Raw genomic sequence first — 15,527 nt, forward strand, 5'->3', positions numbered from 1 at the left:
GCCGACACCGACATGTCCTCCGCCCCTCACGACCTGATCCCGCCAGCACCGTCGAAATGGTTCCTGTTCGACATCGACGCGTTGCTGCGCGCGGGCGACTATGCCGCACTCGACGCGAAACTGGATGCGGCGCTGGCCGCCAGCCTGACCGATCGCGACGAAGAGGCGCGCTACGTCGACGCCCTGCCCGGCGATCTGCGGCACTGCACCGAGGCCGGCGCCGAAGGGCTCGCGCGCCTGCGCGCGTGGCAGGCGGCCAATCCGCGCTCGGCCCACGCGTGGCTGTGCGAAGCGCATTACTGGCACCACTGGGCCTACGAATACCGGGGCGCCGGCTGGGCGGAATCGGTCACCGAGGCGAGCTGGGCCTGCGCCCACGCGTGCGCGACGCGCACCGCGGTGGCCGCGCTGCGGGCGTTGCTGCTGTCCCCGACGATGTGGGGCGCGCCCGCGCTGCTCTTCCAGAGCGTGGCGTCGTTCGGCGAGCCCGGCTGGCTCACCCGGCTGGTGAAGCAGCGGCAGTGGCCCGTCACCGAGCTGAACGACGAGCTGCCGGTGGACGACGCGGCCGCACGCGACGCGTTGCTGGGCGTGCTGGCGCGCTCGGGCCTGAATCCGGACGAACCGGTCGCCTGCCCGGCCGAGTTTCCCGACGCACTGCCCGGCCCGGTTCAAGGCAGGAAGATGCGCAGCGGCAAGTGGTACTGGATGGACGCCACGCTGCATCTCCATCCGCAACTGTTCTTCGTGCTGCGCAAGTTCATCTGGTACATGCAGCCGCGCTGGGGCGGCACCCACGAGCAGATCCTCGCGTTCATCGGCTCCGGCGCCTGCGCGCACCTGAGCGAAGTCGAAAAAGACCGGCTGCGCCACGAAATCTGGCGCGACGAGTACCTGAACGACACCGCGGACGAGGACGATGATGCCGACGACGTGCGCCACTGGATGGCCGAGACGCGCGCCCGGGCGGACGCCGCGCTGCACCCGTTTCACCGCTGGGAGGCCCTGCACTGGCTTGCGGTCAGCCACTTCATGCGCAGCGAATACGAGCCGGCTTACGCGTGCCTGCTGGAAGCCGAGCGCCACCATCCGATCGACAACAACCGCGCGATGGCGATGGCCGTGAACCTGACGCTGGGACAGGATCCAGACGGTAACTGGCTGACCCGGGCCATCGAGCGCGCGTCCGACGCGCACCAATGCACGGCGGCCCTAATCCTGCGCGGCTACGGCCACCGCCACGGCACGTTCGGCTTTGCGCTGGACGAGGCGCGCGGCGAAGCCTGGCTGGACGCTGCGCGCGCGCACGAGCCCGGGTCGCTGGCCTGGAACCAGGTGGCGTCCGCGTTGCGCTTCGAGCGTCGACGCTGCGCCGAAGCGTTCGCGATCGCCGAGCTGGGGCTGGCCGCCGGCGGCGATTCCTGCGAATACCTGCTCGGGCTCTTCCACGAAGACGGCATCCATGTGCAGCCCGACCTGTACAGGGCCGCCCACTACTATCGGCTGACGATGGAAAGCGGCGGCAACATGGGGGCGTACATGCTCGCGGATGCCTGCTATCGCCTCGCCAATGCGAGCAAGGACCCCGACGAACGCAAGCACCTGAGGATCGAGGCCATCGAGGCCGCGCGCAAGGCGGACGAGATGGGGCACACCGACGGCCTGAAGGACATGCTGATTTACATCGGCGTCCTCGAGGACATCCCGTCGCGCCACCGTTACATGGACGAGCTGCGCCGCTATGCGGACGGCGGCCATCCGGCGGCGATGGCCGCGCTGTCGGTGATCCTGTGCGACGGCCGCGACAAGACGTTCTACAACTACCGCGAGAGCGTGCGCTGGATCATGGGCGCCCAGGCGATCGCGCCGGACGACGAATACGTGCGCAACATCACGCGGATGTATCACGAGGACGGCATGCTGGGCAAACTGCTGTACAAACTGCACCGCAAGCAGATCAAGGCGCACGAGATCCCGGGCAGCGACAACGCGATGGTCTGATCGCGACGGACGCCGGCCGCGCGCTTGGCGCGGGCCGGCTTGCCGGCGAAGCCGCGCCACGGCCTATCCACTCGACGCGTGCCGCCGCTCGTGCTCCAGCAACCATTGCTTGCGGGCGAGCCCGCCGCCGTAGCCGGTCAGCGCGCCGTTCTTTCCGACCACCCGGTGACACGGTACGACGATCGCCACGCGGTTGGCGCCGTTGGCGCCGGCCACGGCTCGCACCGTCTGCGGCTTGCCGAGTTTCCCGGCCTGCTCGGAATAGCTCGCGGTGCTGCCGTACGGAATGGCCTGCAGAGCCTGCCACACCGACTGCTGGAACGCGCTGCCCGGCGTGTCGAGCGCCAGTTCGAACTGGCGGCGCGTGCCGGCGAAATACTCGCCGACTTCGCGCTCGGCCTGACGGGTATGCGGGTTTTCGCCGGCGAGGATGCGTGCCCGCAGGCGCCTTTGCAGATCCTTGAACTCGGTCTCCAGCATCCGGCGGTCCACGAATTCCAGCAGGCAGACGCCGCGCTCGCTTGCGCAGACGAACATCGGCCCCAACGGCGTGGTAAAGCGGTGAATGAGGATGACGTGGGCGGCCGCCGTCGGCGCGCCGCCGGTCAATTTCTTGCAGGTGTAGCCGAAGCCGCTGAGCGAATCGTAGCCGTTGTCGAGTGCGGCATCGGTCGTGCGCCGACCGGTCTTCAGCTCCTCCAGCGCCGTATTGATGCGCAGCGAGCGCTGAAAAGCCTGAAAGCTCATCCCGTAATGCTGCTGAAACCAGCGCCGGATGCGCTCCGGGCTGTGGCCGCGCTGCCTGAGGTGCCAGTCGCTCAGGCGCTCCTTGGGGTGCTGGCGTACCCATGCGATAGCCTCGGCCACGTCGGGCGGCGCGGCGTTGGCGTTCTCGGTCGGCTTGCATACCTTGCACGGCCGGTAGCCAGCGTCGAGCGCTTCCTTGAGGTCGGTGTAGAACACCACGTTCTCGCGCTTGGGCTTGCGTGCCCGGCAGGTGGCGATGCAGAACACGCCGGTGGTTTTCACCGCGACGTAGAAGATGCCGACATGGTCCGCCGCGCGCTCGACCAGCGCGCGGTAGTAGGCGTCGATTTGTCGGGCATCAGTGACCAGCATGGTCGAACAGCGCCCGGAAGGATTGTTCGTCGCGCACGGCGGCAAAGAGTTGCCGCAGCGTCTGCTGCACCCGCCCGTGCAGGAAATTGCCCATGCTGATGCGCTTGACGCCCAGCGCGGCGAGGCGCTCGAACGACGGCAGATTCGGCATGCACATCACGTTCAACGGCAAGGACACGCCAGCCACGATGGCGGCGATATCCGCTTCGTCGGTCACACAGGGCACAAACAGGCCGTCGGCGCCGCACGCGGCATAGCTCTGGCCGCGGGCGATGGTCTCCGCACGAGCATTCGCGATGCCCAGCAGGAAGGCATCGGTGCGCACGTTGACGAACAATTCCACGCCGGCCGCCTGCAAGCCGGCGTGGATGTCGCGCAGACGCCGGGCGAAGGCTTCCGCGTCCGACAATGTTCGCTGGCCGTTGCGTACCACGCTGTCTTCGAGATTGACGCCGACCACGCCCAGGGCCGCCAGCTCGCGCAGATTGGCTACAACCGTCCCGGCCGTCTCGCCATAGCCGGCTTCCATGTCCACGGTCAGCGGCAAGTCGGTCGCAGCACGCAAACGTGCGACCAGGGCTTTCAGTTCCGCGAAACTCACGCCCTCGCCGTCGGCATAGCCCAGCATCTCGGCGATGGCCGCGCTGGACGTGCCGATGGCGGCATAGCCCGCGGCTTTCGCCGCAACGGCGCTTGCGACGTCCCAGACGTTGGCGAGCAGCAGCGGTTCGGCTTGATGGTGCAGTCGGGCAAAGTGCATGGATAGCTCCTCGATTGAACGTGCCGTCAGTATGTGGGTTCGGCTCGATGCGTCACAACCGAAAACCGGACGAGTATTTTTCGTCCGCATGTCGGTTGCACATTCAAGCATGACATTGACGAGTCAGCATGCCTTTCCAGGCCAATCGAACCGCTCCAAACCCGCTATCATCGATCCCTTCGCCTCGCGACGCGCAACCCACCGCGAGGCGCCGCCGACTCCCGGAAACGACATGACGAACACCCCCGAACGCGTGGAACGCGCCGCCCGCCATCTGCTTGCAGCCCGCCGCACCGGCGTCGCCGGCCCCCTGCTGCCGGATGATTGCCGGCCCGACGACATCGAAACGGCCCTCGCGATCCAGCGCCGCGTCGTCGAACTGTCGGGCGAGCCGGTCGGCGGATGGAAATGCGCATTGCCGCCGCCGGGGCGCGTCGTCGTCGCGCCGATCCTCGCGTCGACGATCCACGCGTCAGGCGGCCCGTTTCGGGTCGTGGCCGATGCGCCGACCGTCCGGATCGAACCGGAAATCGCGTTCGTGATCGACCGCGATCTGCCGCCGCGCGAGCGGCCCTACGACGAAGACGACGTGCGCGGCGCGATCCGCGAGGTCCGTCTCGCGCTCGAAGTGCTCGGCTGCCGCTACGCGGAGCCGTCGCGGGCGACCGTGCCGGAACTGCTCGCGGACGGGCAGTTCAACCAGGGCCTGTGCGTCGGGCCGGCCGTGCCCGGCGGCCTGCACGCGACGCTCGACGCGATCGCGCTCGAGCTGCACGGCGGCGTGAACCGGTCGATCGACGGCCGGCACCCGGATGGACATCCGGTCAGGCCGCTGCTGTGGCTCGTCAATTTCCTCGCCGCGCGCGGCGAATCCGTTCGGGCCGGCCAGATCGTGACGACGGGTTCGTATGCCGGTGCGATCGAAACCCCGCTCGGCCAGACGCTGACCGTACGATTCGGCGCGCTCGGGAGTCTCGCGGTGCAACTGGTCGCCTGAGTTCGCGGCCCGGCGCGTTACGCGTCCAGTTCCGGGTAATGCCGGAAGATCCCCTCTTCGTTGAACGGAATCCGCCGTGCGGACGCGAGGTAGCGCGCGACCGGCGGATGCTGCGCGACCCGGTCGTGCAGGTCGATCAACCCGCGATGCTTCGGCGCGATGCGGGCCATCGCGTTCGGAAACGCGTAGCGCAGCCCTTCGATCAACTGGAACATCGACAGATCCACGTAGCTGAGTTCGCCGCCTGCCATATAGCCGCTCTTGTGCGGGTTGTGCGCGAGCACCTTGCCGAAGTAGCCGAGGAACTTGGGCACGCGATGCTTGAGGAAATCCTCCGCCCGCATCGCGGCCTCCGCCTTCTGATCCTCGTAATAAAGGCTGCCGGCGATCGGATGATGCGTGTCGTGAATCTCGGCGACGAAGTCGGCCACCGTCAACTGGAGCTGGTGGACCCACAGCCGCCCCGCTTCGTCCTGAGGCGCGAGGCCGTGCCGGCCGCCGAGGAACAGCAGGATGCTGGCGGTCTGCCCGATGATCTGGTCGCCGGCCTTCAGGAACGGCGGCGCGAACGGCAGGCAGGTTTCGGTCGTGCTCTCCAGCACGCGCATCATGGCCGGCATGCCCATGCCGCGCCCGGATCGGCGCGCGACGTCCACGTAGTCGGCTTCGGCCGCTTCAAGCGCGAGCCGTACGAATTCGCCGCGGCCCTGGATGCCGGGCCAGTAATAAAGCTCGTAGCGCATGTTGCCCTCCACTCGGTTCGTTGAAAGCCGGAATGGTCCGGCACATTTCCGATTCTCGCGCATCGCGTCCATGCATCGCGTCGTTCGTCAGCTTAATGCGTGCCGGTTAAAAGTGCGCGCTTAAGCCTGTCTTAATCCTTTCGACCTAGGCTGAAATTGTCGTACCGTGAAGCGGCCATTCCGGCCCGGCGCGTCATGCGTGGGCTTACGGCCACGCCATGCGACAGGAGCCAGGCATGGCACGCAACGTGCGAATACGCGTTGCATTCTTCGATGTGACCGCCTCGCCTCCGCTGCGGCCGGCGCGGCGCGGTTTTACCGCCCCTTTCCCCGCGCCCGCTGCCGCGCGTCAGCCGCCACGGTCTGCTTGACGGTACGGCAAACCGGTACCGCAAACGTCACGGCGCAGCGTCGAAAGGCGGGCATCGACACCTGAACCCGACCCCGAATACGACGAGCCGGTGGCGTTCCTCCGCGTCTGACTTGGCGCGCTTTCCCGAACGCCAATCCATCGCCGGTCCCGACCTGATGCGTGCCGTCGCGCCATTGCCGCGTGTTCGATGCCATCGCGAACGCCTGCCAGCGACTGCGGACGCGAGTCCCGCATATGCATTCATGTGCGGTTTTGCATGGCGCCAATGGAGGGAGGTCACGATGAAACGCTTATCCACCTTGAAACTGGGGATCGCCGCCGTGGCGATCGGCCTGGGCGGCCAATCTGTGCTGGCCGCCGATGCGTCGTCGCTGCCGCCGCAAAATCACGAGGGCCAGGTCGCCTATGTGTCGGGCGGCATCGGCAGCGACCAGTCGGCCGCGCTCAAGCAGCAGATGCGCGACTATTCGCTGGCGCTCGAGTTCGCCGGACGAACCGGCAGCGGCAACAACGAATATCTGGCGGACATCCCGGTGAACGTCACCGACGCGCACGGCCGTCAGGTTCTGTCGACAGTGACCGAGGGTCCGTTACTGCTGGCCGCGCTGCCGGCCGGACGCTATTCGGTGACGGCGACCTACAACGGTCAGACCCAGCGGCGCAGCGTGCAGGTGCAGGCGTCGTCGCACGTTCACGAAGTGTTCCTCTGGAACATGTGACGGGCGCCGTGACGCCACGCGGCACGGCAATGGCGTCGCGGTAACTACGGCGACGCGCGGTCTGCCGGTGCCGGTGCCGGTCCAGGCTGGGCGTCGGCCGCGGCCTGGTCCGGCGCGGGCGGTGACAGATGCGGCGCGTCGGGACAGTCGCCCCCATTCGATCGAACCGCTTCGCTGGCTTTCGCCTGCCGCGCGAGCCGCCGGTGCAGCCATCCCGACAGCACGCCCGACGTGATGAACGCATCGGCGATCACGATCACGTCGAGGCCGCTGATCTCTTCGTCGAGCGCGTGCATCTGGAGAGCGTCCAGAACGACATAGCCGATCATCGTCGCCGTGCCGACGAGCATGCCGAGCAGCACGAACCAGCGGCGCCGTACGCGCGTGCCGAGCGCACCCATGATGCCGCCGGTCACGGCAATCGGCACGAAATAGCCGAACCGGACCGAGCCGAACAGGATCAGCACCGCCATGCCGGCGCCAAACTTCAGAATCCCCCAGAAAGGCTGGCCGAACGCGCACCAGATGATCAACGCAATCGTCGGCGCAACGAGCGCGGCAACGAGCGGCCCGCCGATCGCGAATGCGGCGACGCCGAGCACGACGCGGTCGAGGGGGCTATGGCGGTGGCGCGGCTGACGTCGAGCGGCGGTCTTCATGTTCTTGTCGGTGGTCGGAATGGCGGCCCGCCGAAGTGTATCAAGCCCGCACGCTATCGAGCCCTCCCCGGCCGCGCGCCGGAAACGGGCGCGCGGCACGCGACATCCAATTGACTGAGCGGCCCCGAACCGCGTCCGCGTGACGGCGTGATTCCGTCAGCCAATGTCCGGAGGAAAATTCAGATGAACACTGTCCTCGATGCCGCGCTATGCAGCGCGCTGCTCGCCGTCGCCCTCCCCGTGTCCGCGCAGCAGGCCGGCCCGACCGACCCGCAGATCGCGGCGATCGTCGTCACCGCCAACCAGGTCGACATCGACGCGGGAAAGCTGGCGGAATCGAAAACCCGTAACAAGGACGTCAAGGCATTCGCCGGCCGCATGGTGACCGACCACACCGGGGTCAACAAGGCGGCGACCGACCTCGTGCACAAGCTGGGCGTGACGCCCGAAGAGAACCCGACCAGCATGAACCTCAAGCAGGGCGGCGATACCAATCTGCAGAACCTCGGCAAGCTCGACGGCGCGCGTTTCGACCGCGCTTACATCGATCATGAGGTGACCTATCATGAAGCGGTGCTCGACGCGATCGATCACACGCTGATCCCGTCGGCGAAGAATGCCGAGCTGAAGGCGCTGCTCGTGAAGAGCGAGCCGGCGTTCGTCGCGCACCTCGAACATGCGCGGCGTCTGCAGTCGACGCTGGGGAAAGGCGGTGGCGGCGCGCAATGATGCGCTGACGGCGCCCATCGGTGCGCTGGCGGCAGCGCTGCTGTTCGCGTTGTTCGCGGCGTCTGCGGCGAACGCGGAGTCGCACGTGGTCGTGATCGAGCAGATGCGCTTCACGCCGGCCGAGCTGACCGTGCATCGCGGCGACGAAGTAACCTGGGTCAACCGCGACCTGTTTCCGCATACGGCGAGCGCGGACGGCAATGGGTTCGATTCCGGCAGCATCGCGCCGCAGGCGTCGTGGCATTACGTGGCGCGCAAGCACGGCCGGTTCCCGTACTCGTGCACGTTTCATCCGACGATGCACGGCACGTTGATCGTCCGTTAGATTCGCCGACGAGGTGTCGCCCATGACGACGGTTTCCGATTCGCGCGTGCTTGCGTCGCCCGGCGACGAACCCGACCTGATCCGCCGGATCGTCGCCGGCGACCCCGGTGCGTTCGAGCTGGTGATGCGCCGGCACAACCGGCGCCTGTACCGGCTGGCCCGCGCGATCCTGCGCGACGACGCGGAAGCCGAGGACGCGCTGCAGGCCGCGTACCTGTCCGCATACCGGTCGATCGCGCGATTCCGCGGCGACGCGACGCTCGGCACGTGGCTGTCGCGGCTGGTGCTGAACGAATGCTTCGGCCGCGCGCGGCGCGCGAGACGGCGCGCCGGCGCGCTGCCGATGCGCGACGTCGGCGATGCATTCGACGAGACAGACATGATCGATTTCTCGTCCGATTCGCCCGAGCGGTCGGCCGCGTGCGCCGAGCTGCGCAACCTGCTGGAGCGCCGGATCGATGCGTTGCCGTCGGCCTTCCGGATCGTGTTCATGATGCGCTCGGTGGAGGAAATGACCGTCGAGGAAACCGCGCAATGCCTCGCGTTGCCCGAGGCGACGGTGCGCAGCCGGCATCATCGCGCGCGGCGGATGCTGCGTACGTCGCTGACGCTCGATCTCGACATGGCCGGGCGCGACGCGTTCGATTTTCGCGGGGCGCAATGCGACCGGGTGGTCGCGCAGGTGCTGGCGCGGTTGACGCAAGACGATTCCGGCGATGCGCCGGACGCCTGAACGTGCGACGCGTCGGCGGATTCCCGCTCAGCCGGCCGGAAGCCCGAAAACGGGGCTGGCCCGGACATGGAATAAGCCGGCTGCCCCGAACGTTACGTGATCGCGCGGGCGCCCTGTCCGGCCGGTCGGCCGGACGATGCGATCGGGCCGCCTGCATGTCGACAACAGGAGTCTGAAATGAAATCGACAGCGTTTGTCGCAGCCGTGGTTGCGGCGCTGACGCTCCTGCTTTCCGCGGGATGCATGTCCGACAACGGCGCTTCGCAGAACCACTCGGTCGGCCGCTACGGTGGTGCGGGCGGCGGTGGAAGCGGTGGGGGCGGCGGCGGTGGCGGATACTGACCCGTCACTTTCGACCGTCGTCTGGCCCGCGTCGCGCGAGCGCCGGAAACCGGCCGCGTCGCGCCGCGGCGCCTTACCCTTCCCTTGCGGCGCATCGGCTCCAGGTCGGCTGGCGTCACGCTGACCGGCTGCCCGAACCATGGCGCACCACCGGCTTCGCGAACCGCAAGCCGCGTATCCCGTCCCCTGCTCGCTCCGCTGCAACCGGCCGCAAGACGCTCGGCGCGACTGGTCACGTCATGACATTTTTCCTAATCTGATTGCAGTGGTACGAGCAACCCCGCAGGAGACGAACGATGAACAAGACGAACCGATATGCGGTGATCGTGGTCCTGGCGCTGCTGGGGGGCTGCCACCACGCGGCGAAGACGCCGGAGAACGCCGGCATGAATCAGGGCGCGGGCGGCCAGGCGCCCTCCACGCCGTCGGTCGCGACCGACGAGCTCAATAATCCGAACAGCCCGCTCGCGAAGCGCAGCATCTATTTCGATTTCGACGCCTACGACGTGAAACCGGAATACCTGACGCTGCTGCAGGCGCACGCGGATTACCTGCGCCGCCACTCGTCGCAGCGCGTGCTGATCCAGGGTAATACCGACGAGCGCGGCACGTCCGAATACAACCTCGCGCTCGGCCAGCGCCGCTCGCACGCGGTGATGAGCGCGCTCGTGACGCTGGGCGTGCCGGAGACCCAACTGGAAGCGGTTAGCCTCGGCAAGGAAAAACCGGTGGCGCTCGGTCACGACGAGGCGTCGTGGTCGCAGAACCGGCGCGCGGATCTGGTCTATCGTTGACGCGCGCGGGGTTGCCGGCAGCCGGCCGCCCCGCCCTTTCCGTCAGCGCATCGCCTTCACGTCGGCCGGCGTCACGCCGGCCGGCTGCCCGCCCCACGTCGCGCGCAGGTAGTTCGACAACTGCGCGAGCTCGTCGTCGCTCAACGTCGCGGCGAAGCCCGGCATCGGCTGCATGTTTTCGACGCCGGCGAACTTCTGCTCGTCGATGCCGTCGAGCATCGCGACGAGCAGGTTGCGCGGATCGCCCTGGCGCAGCGTCGAGTTGCCGTTCATCGGCACCGCGACGTGCGGCTTGCCCTCGCCGTTCAGCCCGTGACAGCCCGCGCACACCGCGACGTACACCGAGCGGCCCGCCGCAAGCTGCGCGGCGTCGGCCGACACCGGCTTGACCGGCTGCGGCGCCGGCGCGTTGTCGCCGAGCAGGTACACCGACAGCCCGCGCAGGTCGTCCTTCGCCAGGTGCTGCGTGCTCAGGTGCACGACCGGATACATCTCGCCGAACGCGGAGCCCTGCGGCGCGATGCCGACACTGAAGAAGGTCTGCAGGTCCGCGCCCGTCCAGCCGCGCGCGGCGAGGCCCGCCGGCGTGATGTCCGGCGCGGCTACGCGACCGAGCGCGGCGCCCGCGAACGGCTTCGCGCCGTCGAGCTGACCCGTGAAGCTGCGCGGCGTATGGCATTCCGCACAGTGGCCGAGCGCGTTCGCGACGTAGCGGCCGCGCCGCCAGTCGGCGGACTGGCCGGTCGACGCATCCGGCAGGCTGTCCTTCAGGAACAGCAGATCCCAGGCCGCCATCCCGAACCGCAGGTTGTACGGAAACCTCAGCTCGTGCGCACGGTTTTCCTGCGCGACCGGCCTGACCGACATCAGGTACGCGTACATCGCGTCGGAGTCGGCGCGCGTGAGCTGCCGGTACGACGTGAACGGCATCGACGGATACAGCCGTTTGCCGGGCGCCCTGCCGTCGTGCAGCGCGGCGTAGAAGTCGTCGGCGCTCCAGCTGCCGATGCCCTGGTCCTTGTCGGGCGTGACGTTCGAGCCGTAGAACGTGCCGAACGGCGAATCGAGCTTCGCGCCGCCGGCGAACGGCGCGCCGTCCTTCGCGGTATGGCACGCGGCGCAGTCGGCGGCCTTGACGAGATACCGGCCGCGCGCGATCTGCTCGGGCGTCGGCGCGATGCCGGCGGCCGGCGCATCGCGGCCGCCGCAGGCGGCGAGCAGCAGCGCGCAGGCGGCCGCGAGCGCGGGCACGCGGGCAACGCGCGCGGCCCGTTGGGCGAATGTGCGTGTCATGCGGCGTCCTTCACGAGTCCCGGCGTCGTCATCACGACGTCCTTCACCGCTTCGTAGTAGCGGACATAGCCGGTGCAGCGGCAGAGGTGCGAGTCGAGCGCTTCGGTGATCGTGCGTTCGACGTCGGCCTTCGCGACCGGCTGGCGCTTCAGCCGCTCGATCAGCACCGTCGCGGCGTTGACGAAGCCCGGCGTGCAGTAGCCGCACTGGAAGCTGAAATGCTCGAGGAATTTCTGCTGGATCGGCGACAGCTCGACCACTTCGCCCGCGTCGTTGCGCTTCGCGTGGCCTTCGATCGTGCGGATCGAGCGGCCGTGGAAGAAGTGCGCACCGGTGATGCAGCTGCGAACTTCCTCGCTCGTGCCGTCGGGCTGGTCGAGGATCACGACGCACGCGTGGCAGATGCCCTGCCCGCAGCCGAGCCGCGAGCCGGTCAGCCCCGCATACTCGTGCAGGAACTCGATCATCATCAGCCCTTCGGGCACCTGCATCGGGCCGACGGACTTGCCGTTGATGGTCACCGACAGCGGCTTCGGCCGATAGCGGACGAGCGGGCGCTCGACCGGCGCGGCAGGCGTGGACGCCGGCGCCGGGACAGCGGCGGATGCCGGAGCCGGCGCGCTGGCCGCGCCGGTGGAGACGGCGGGGACGGCGGCCGGGGGAACGACGCCGGCGGCGCTGGTAGCGCTGGCAGTCGACGCGGCGGTTTGGGCGGTCGTCATGCGAGCACCTCCTGGATCTTTTGCGGGGTCACCGGCAAGTCGGTGAAACGATGGCCGATCGCGTGCGCGATGCCGTTCACGATCGCGCCGACGACCGGGATCATCACCACTTCGGCGACGCCCTTCGGCGGATCGGTTTCGGACAGCGGCGGCAGCACTTCGCCCGTCTGCGTCCACACGGCGACGTCGGACGCGCGCGGCAGCCGGTAGCGGTTGAAGTTCCACGTGCCGTTGCCGGGGCCGTCCTCGTACAGCGGCAGGTATTCGTGCAGCGCGTGGCCGATGCCCATCGCGAGACCGCCCTGCAGCTGGCCCGACACGAGCTGCGGCGAGATCTGGTTGCCGCACTCCATGATCGAGTGATGCGTGAGCAGTTCGACCTTGCCGGTCGCCTCGTGCACGGCCAGCTCGACGAGCGTGCCGACCGCGGTGTAGTACGTGACGGCCGCGTTGTTGCGGCTGGTCGGCGGGATGAACACGCGCTTGCGGTCGAGCACGCGATAGCCGTTCGCGGTCGGCGGCAGCGTGCCGCGCATCGCGGTCGCGCCGGCTGGTGCGGCGGTGCCCGGCACCGGCGCGTTCCCGTCGCCCGTCTTCGGCGCGCCGATGCGCAGCGACAACCCGTCGATCGGCAGACGCTCGACGGCGCCGCCGATCTCGAACTCGGCGTCGGTCCATTGCCAGCGGTTGAACACGTGCACGACCGCGCCGGTCGGCAGGCCGAGCGCATGCGCCTGCTTCGCGAGCTCCTCGAACGGCAGCGGCTCGAGACCGTCGGCAGTCAGCTTGCCGTCGACCCAGCGCGCATCCTCGATGCGGACCGTGTACGGCGCGGCCTGGCCGCCGCCGAGGCCGCGCGTCCAGATCGACATCGCCGCGGGCCACAGCCCGTAGCGGAACACCGCGCGCGCGGCTTCACGCGTGCTGTGCGTGAAGTAGTACGCGGAATTCGTCGCGCTCGACGGCGACGCGACGCTCGGCGTCCAGCGCGGGTTCGCGCTCAGCCGGTCCTGGTCGGCCTGCGACATCAGATACGGATCGCCGCTCGTCTCGACCGGCAGGTCCGGCCATTCCGTCACCGCGACGCGCACCTCCGTCGCCGGCCGGCCGAGCCATTTCGCGACCGCGACGGCCTGCGACGTCGACATCCCCGTGCCGATCTCGGCGGCCGTGTGATGCAGCGTGACCCGGCCGTTCTCGTCGAACTCGACCTTCGCGAACGACGCTTCCGCGCCGGTGCCGAAGTCCTTCTGCACGCACGCGAAGCCGACGCCGTAGCGCCGGCCCGGATGCGCGGCCTCGAATTCGGCCTTGCGCGCCGCGCGGCGCGTCCACAGCGGATGCTGCCGCGCGCGTTCGAGCACCTCGTCGACGCGCAACGCGCCGGCGGGAATCGCCCCCTGCGTGTTCTTCATGCCCGAGCGCAGCGCGTTCTTGAGGCGGAACTCGATCGGATCGAGCCGCAGCTGCGCGGCGATCTCGTCGATCGCCATCTCGGTCGCGGCCATGCTCTGCAGCGTGCCGTAGCCGCGCGCGGAGCCCGCGTCGATCGCGCGCGACGCGATCGCGACCGCGGCGAGATCGCTCTTCGGGAAGTAGTAGATCGATTGCGCGGCGGTGGCGCCGACCATCGCGACCGACGGCGAGAAGTTGCTGCGGCCGCCGCCGTTCGCCTCGAAGTCGCCCTTGAACGACTGCAGCAGGCCCGTATTGCGGTCGACGGCGATCCGGTAGCGCATCCTGAACGCGTGGCGCTTGAGCGACGTCTGGAACTGCTCGTAGCGGTCGTTCGCGAAGCGCACCGGGCGGCCGTCCGCGTACAGCGCGCATACGAGCCCGTAGAACGGCACGTTGAAGTGGTCCTTCGACCCGTAGCCCACCGTGTAGCACGGATGCACGAACAGCTTCTTCACCGGGAAGCGGCACTTCGCGACCATCGCGGCGGCGTTTTCCGCGACTTCGAGCGGAGACTGGGTCGGCACGACGAGGTGCAGCGCCTGCGTCGCGGCGTCGTACCAGCAGTTCGCGTTGTCGGGCTCGAGCGCGGCGGTGTCGACCGACTGCGTGCTGTACTCGCGGTCGAACACGAGCCAGTCGGCCGACGGATGGTCGAGCTCGTCGGCGATGCGCGCCGCATGGAACATCCCCTGCTCGTCGAGCTTGCCGTGCTCCTTGCCGTCCGGCCATACCGGCTGGTGCTTGCGCATCATGCTCGGGAAGATCGGCGCGTCCTTCAGGCTCGAATAGGCGTCGTCGTCGTAGGCGCTCTTGCCGCCGACGCGCACGTAGCGGAACGTGCCCCACGGGTCGCGTTCGAGCGGGCCCGTGACCGCGCCGTAGCGGATCACGTCGTCGCGGAACTTGAGCAGGTTCTTCGCGAAGCGGAAGCGCGCGAAGTCGTGGTAGATCAGGATCGCGACCGCATGGCCGAGATACGCGGGCGTCTTGCCGGCGGGCAGCAGCATGTCGTCGCCGTAGAACGCCGGGAAGGCGACGCCGTCGCGCGCGAGATCGTCGGCGGTGACGATGCGGTCGGGCTTCAGGTCGTCGCCGAGCAGCGACAGGTCGAAGCCTTCGTATACGCGGTCGGCCTGCGCGACGCGCAGGATCAGCGCGTGCGACTGCTGTTGCGGCCAATGCGGCATGTCGGCCGCACGCACGTCGCGAGCGAACACTTTCGCGCCGGTGACCTTCGCGATGCCGTCGATGCGGAATTGCGGGATGCCGGTCACGCTGTTCCATTTGACCGGGGTGAGGAGCTTTTCTTCGAAGAGTGCTGCGAATGCGCGGCTGCCGATGGGCGCGACGTAGACCGCGACGCCCGCCAGCACGCCGGCTTTCAGAAAACCTCGCCGTGACAGGCCGTGGTTTTTCATGGGGGGACCTCCTGGTGCGGCTCGCGAAGGCGGGCGGGTGTCGCGGCGTTCGGAGCGGCGCGCATTCTGTCATTTTTTACAGGATGGCGGCTATAGCGTTTCTCGCATGTATTACTTATTGGAATGCTTATAACGGTCATCGCGGGAAGGCGGCACGCCGCCGGCCTCGTCATCCGTACGGGGCGCTCGGCCCGGCCGACGGCGCCATCGGCCCGCCATGCGCGGCGGGAATGACAGTCCGGGCGTCTGCGGACCGGACGCCGACGATGCCCGCGCACGCGTTACGGCCGGCGCGGCCCATGCGAGCGCAAGATACGCGCGCGCCGATCGCGCAAGCGCCGT

The 15,527-nt window shown here is 68.5% G+C and carries 15 protein-coding genes; 8 read left to right on the plus strand and 7 right to left on the minus strand.

Going from position 1 to position 15,527, the window contains the following annotated elements; all coding sequences use genetic code 11:
* Positions 1-12: 12 nt before the first annotated feature.
* Complete coding sequence (locus tag HWX31_RS18720; RefSeq protein WP_244143778.1) at positions 13-2,001, plus strand: DUF4034 domain-containing protein; 1,989 nt, start codon at positions 13-15, stop codon at positions 1,999-2,001.
* A 63-nt stretch (positions 2,002-2,064) separates the two neighbouring features.
* Here the strand turns inward: HWX31_RS18720 and HWX31_RS18725 are convergent, their stop codons facing one another.
* Together HWX31_RS18725 and HWX31_RS18730 are read right to left on the minus strand one after the other, a co-directional pair.
* Positions 2,065-3,120, minus strand: coding sequence for a bifunctional transcriptional activator/DNA repair enzyme AdaA (locus HWX31_RS18725; RefSeq protein WP_174960226.1), 1,056 nt, complete (start codon positions 3,118-3,120; stop codon positions 2,065-2,067).
* Positions 3,107-3,880: an isocitrate lyase/PEP mutase family protein gene (locus HWX31_RS18730; protein WP_174960228.1), complete on the minus strand. Its 774-nt coding sequence runs from the start codon at positions 3,878-3,880 to the stop codon at positions 3,107-3,109. Before HWX31_RS18730 ends, HWX31_RS18725 begins: the two co-directional genes overlap by 14 nt.
* 232 nt (positions 3,881-4,112) lie before the next feature.
* On the opposite strand from HWX31_RS18730, the gene HWX31_RS18735 reads away from it, so the two are divergent.
* Positions 4,113-4,877, plus strand: coding sequence for a 2-keto-4-pentenoate hydratase (locus HWX31_RS18735; protein WP_174960230.1), 765 nt, complete (start codon positions 4,113-4,115; stop codon positions 4,875-4,877).
* Positions 4,878-4,894: 17 nt separating this feature from the next.
* Here the strand turns inward: HWX31_RS18735 and HWX31_RS18740 are convergent, their stop codons facing one another.
* On the minus strand, positions 4,895-5,620 hold the full coding sequence (locus HWX31_RS18740) for a glutathione S-transferase (protein ID WP_174960232.1): 726 nt from the start codon (positions 5,618-5,620) through the stop codon (positions 4,895-4,897).
* A gap of 654 nt (positions 5,621-6,274) precedes the next feature.
* On the opposite strand from HWX31_RS18740, the gene HWX31_RS18745 reads away from it, so the two are divergent.
* Positions 6,275-6,712: a carboxypeptidase regulatory-like domain-containing protein gene (locus HWX31_RS18745; protein ID WP_244143779.1), complete on the plus strand. Its 438-nt coding sequence runs from the start codon at positions 6,275-6,277 to the stop codon at positions 6,710-6,712.
* Between the two features lie 44 nt (positions 6,713-6,756).
* On the opposite strand, the gene HWX31_RS18750 is transcribed toward HWX31_RS18745, so the two are convergent.
* Positions 6,757-7,371 carry a hypothetical protein gene (locus HWX31_RS18750; RefSeq protein ID WP_174960234.1) on the minus strand — a complete coding sequence of 205 codons (615 nt, stop codon included), beginning with the start codon at positions 7,369-7,371 and terminating at the stop codon, positions 6,757-6,759.
* 183 nt (positions 7,372-7,554) lie between these two features.
* Here HWX31_RS18750 and HWX31_RS18755 point away from each other — a divergent pair, with 183 nt between their 5' ends.
* The 5 genes from HWX31_RS18755 to pal all read left to right on the plus strand — a co-directional run bounded on the left by HWX31_RS18755 (position 7,555) and on the right by pal (position 10,294).
* Complete coding sequence (locus HWX31_RS18755) at positions 7,555-8,100, plus strand: DUF4142 domain-containing protein (protein ID WP_244143780.1); 546 nt, start codon at positions 7,555-7,557, stop codon at positions 8,098-8,100.
* Positions 8,084-8,425, plus strand: a complete 342-nt coding sequence (locus tag HWX31_RS18760; RefSeq protein ID WP_244143781.1) for a cupredoxin domain-containing protein — start codon at positions 8,084-8,086, stop codon at positions 8,423-8,425. Before HWX31_RS18755 ends, HWX31_RS18760 begins: the two co-directional genes overlap by 17 nt.
* Positions 8,426-8,447: 22 nt before the next feature.
* Positions 8,448-9,158, plus strand: a complete 711-nt coding sequence (locus HWX31_RS18765) for an RNA polymerase sigma factor (protein WP_174960238.1) — start codon at positions 8,448-8,450, stop codon at positions 9,156-9,158.
* A 177-nt stretch (positions 9,159-9,335) separates the two neighbouring features.
* The gene (locus tag HWX31_RS18770; protein WP_174960240.1) at positions 9,336-9,500 is read left to right on the plus strand and encodes a hypothetical protein; all 165 of its coding nucleotides are present in this window, start codon (positions 9,336-9,338) and stop codon (positions 9,498-9,500) included.
* A gap of 296 nt (positions 9,501-9,796) precedes the next feature.
* Positions 9,797-10,294, plus strand: coding sequence for a peptidoglycan-associated lipoprotein Pal (gene pal / locus HWX31_RS18775; protein WP_174960242.1), 498 nt, complete (start codon positions 9,797-9,799; stop codon positions 10,292-10,294).
* 42 nt (positions 10,295-10,336) lie between these two features.
* Here pal and HWX31_RS18780 read toward each other — a convergent pair whose 3' ends face one another.
* From HWX31_RS18780 to HWX31_RS18790, 3 genes are read right to left on the minus strand one after another with little or no spacing between them, the layout of a single operon-like run.
* Positions 10,337-11,587 (minus strand): cytochrome c, encoded by a 1,251-nt coding sequence (locus tag HWX31_RS18780; RefSeq protein ID WP_174960244.1) that lies wholly within the window; start codon positions 11,585-11,587, stop codon positions 10,337-10,339.
* Positions 11,584-12,309, minus strand: coding sequence for a (2Fe-2S)-binding protein (locus HWX31_RS18785; RefSeq protein ID WP_174960246.1), 726 nt, complete (start codon positions 12,307-12,309; stop codon positions 11,584-11,586). The genes HWX31_RS18780 and HWX31_RS18785 overlap by 4 nt, the downstream gene beginning before the upstream one ends.
* Positions 12,306-15,185: a xanthine dehydrogenase family protein molybdopterin-binding subunit gene (locus HWX31_RS18790; RefSeq protein WP_174960248.1), complete on the minus strand. Its 2,880-nt coding sequence runs from the start codon at positions 15,183-15,185 to the stop codon at positions 12,306-12,308. The genes HWX31_RS18785 and HWX31_RS18790 overlap by 4 nt, the downstream gene beginning before the upstream one ends.
* Between the last annotated feature and the right edge of the window lie 342 nt (positions 15,186-15,527).

It is taken from the genome of Burkholderia ubonensis (assembly GCF_902833085.1).
Classification (GTDB): domain Bacteria; phylum Pseudomonadota; class Gammaproteobacteria; order Burkholderiales; family Burkholderiaceae; genus Burkholderia; species Burkholderia ubonensis.

Coding starts and splice junctions, on each gene's coding strand:
- HWX31_RS18720 (WP_244143778.1), top strand. CDS start 13: ATGTCCTCCGCCCCTCACGACCTGATCCCGCCAGCACCGTCGAAATGG.
- HWX31_RS18725 (WP_174960226.1), bottom strand. CDS start 3,120: ATGCTGGTCACTGATGCCCGACAAATCGACGCCTACTACCGCGCGCTG.
- HWX31_RS18730 (WP_174960228.1), bottom strand. CDS start 3,880: ATGCACTTTGCCCGACTGCACCATCAAGCCGAACCGCTGCTGCTCGCC.
- HWX31_RS18735 (WP_174960230.1), top strand. CDS start 4,113: ATGACGAACACCCCCGAACGCGTGGAACGCGCCGCCCGCCATCTGCTT.
- HWX31_RS18740 (WP_174960232.1), bottom strand. CDS start 5,620: ATGCGCTACGAGCTTTATTACTGGCCCGGCATCCAGGGCCGCGGCGAA.
- HWX31_RS18745 (WP_244143779.1), top strand. CDS start 6,275: ATGAAACGCTTATCCACCTTGAAACTGGGGATCGCCGCCGTGGCGATC.
- HWX31_RS18750 (WP_174960234.1), bottom strand. CDS start 7,371: ATGAAGACCGCCGCTCGACGTCAGCCGCGCCACCGCCATAGCCCCCTC.
- HWX31_RS18755 (WP_244143780.1), top strand. CDS start 7,555: ATGAACACTGTCCTCGATGCCGCGCTATGCAGCGCGCTGCTCGCCGTC.
- HWX31_RS18765 (WP_174960238.1), top strand. CDS start 8,448: ATGACGACGGTTTCCGATTCGCGCGTGCTTGCGTCGCCCGGCGACGAA.
- HWX31_RS18770 (WP_174960240.1), top strand. CDS start 9,336: ATGAAATCGACAGCGTTTGTCGCAGCCGTGGTTGCGGCGCTGACGCTC.
- pal (WP_174960242.1), top strand. CDS start 9,797: ATGAACAAGACGAACCGATATGCGGTGATCGTGGTCCTGGCGCTGCTG.
- HWX31_RS18780 (WP_174960244.1), bottom strand. CDS start 11,587: ATGACACGCACATTCGCCCAACGGGCCGCGCGCGTTGCCCGCGTGCCC.
- HWX31_RS18785 (WP_174960246.1), bottom strand. CDS start 12,309: ATGACGACCGCCCAAACCGCCGCGTCGACTGCCAGCGCTACCAGCGCC.
- HWX31_RS18790 (WP_174960248.1), bottom strand. CDS start 15,185: ATGAAAAACCACGGCCTGTCACGGCGAGGTTTTCTGAAAGCCGGCGTG.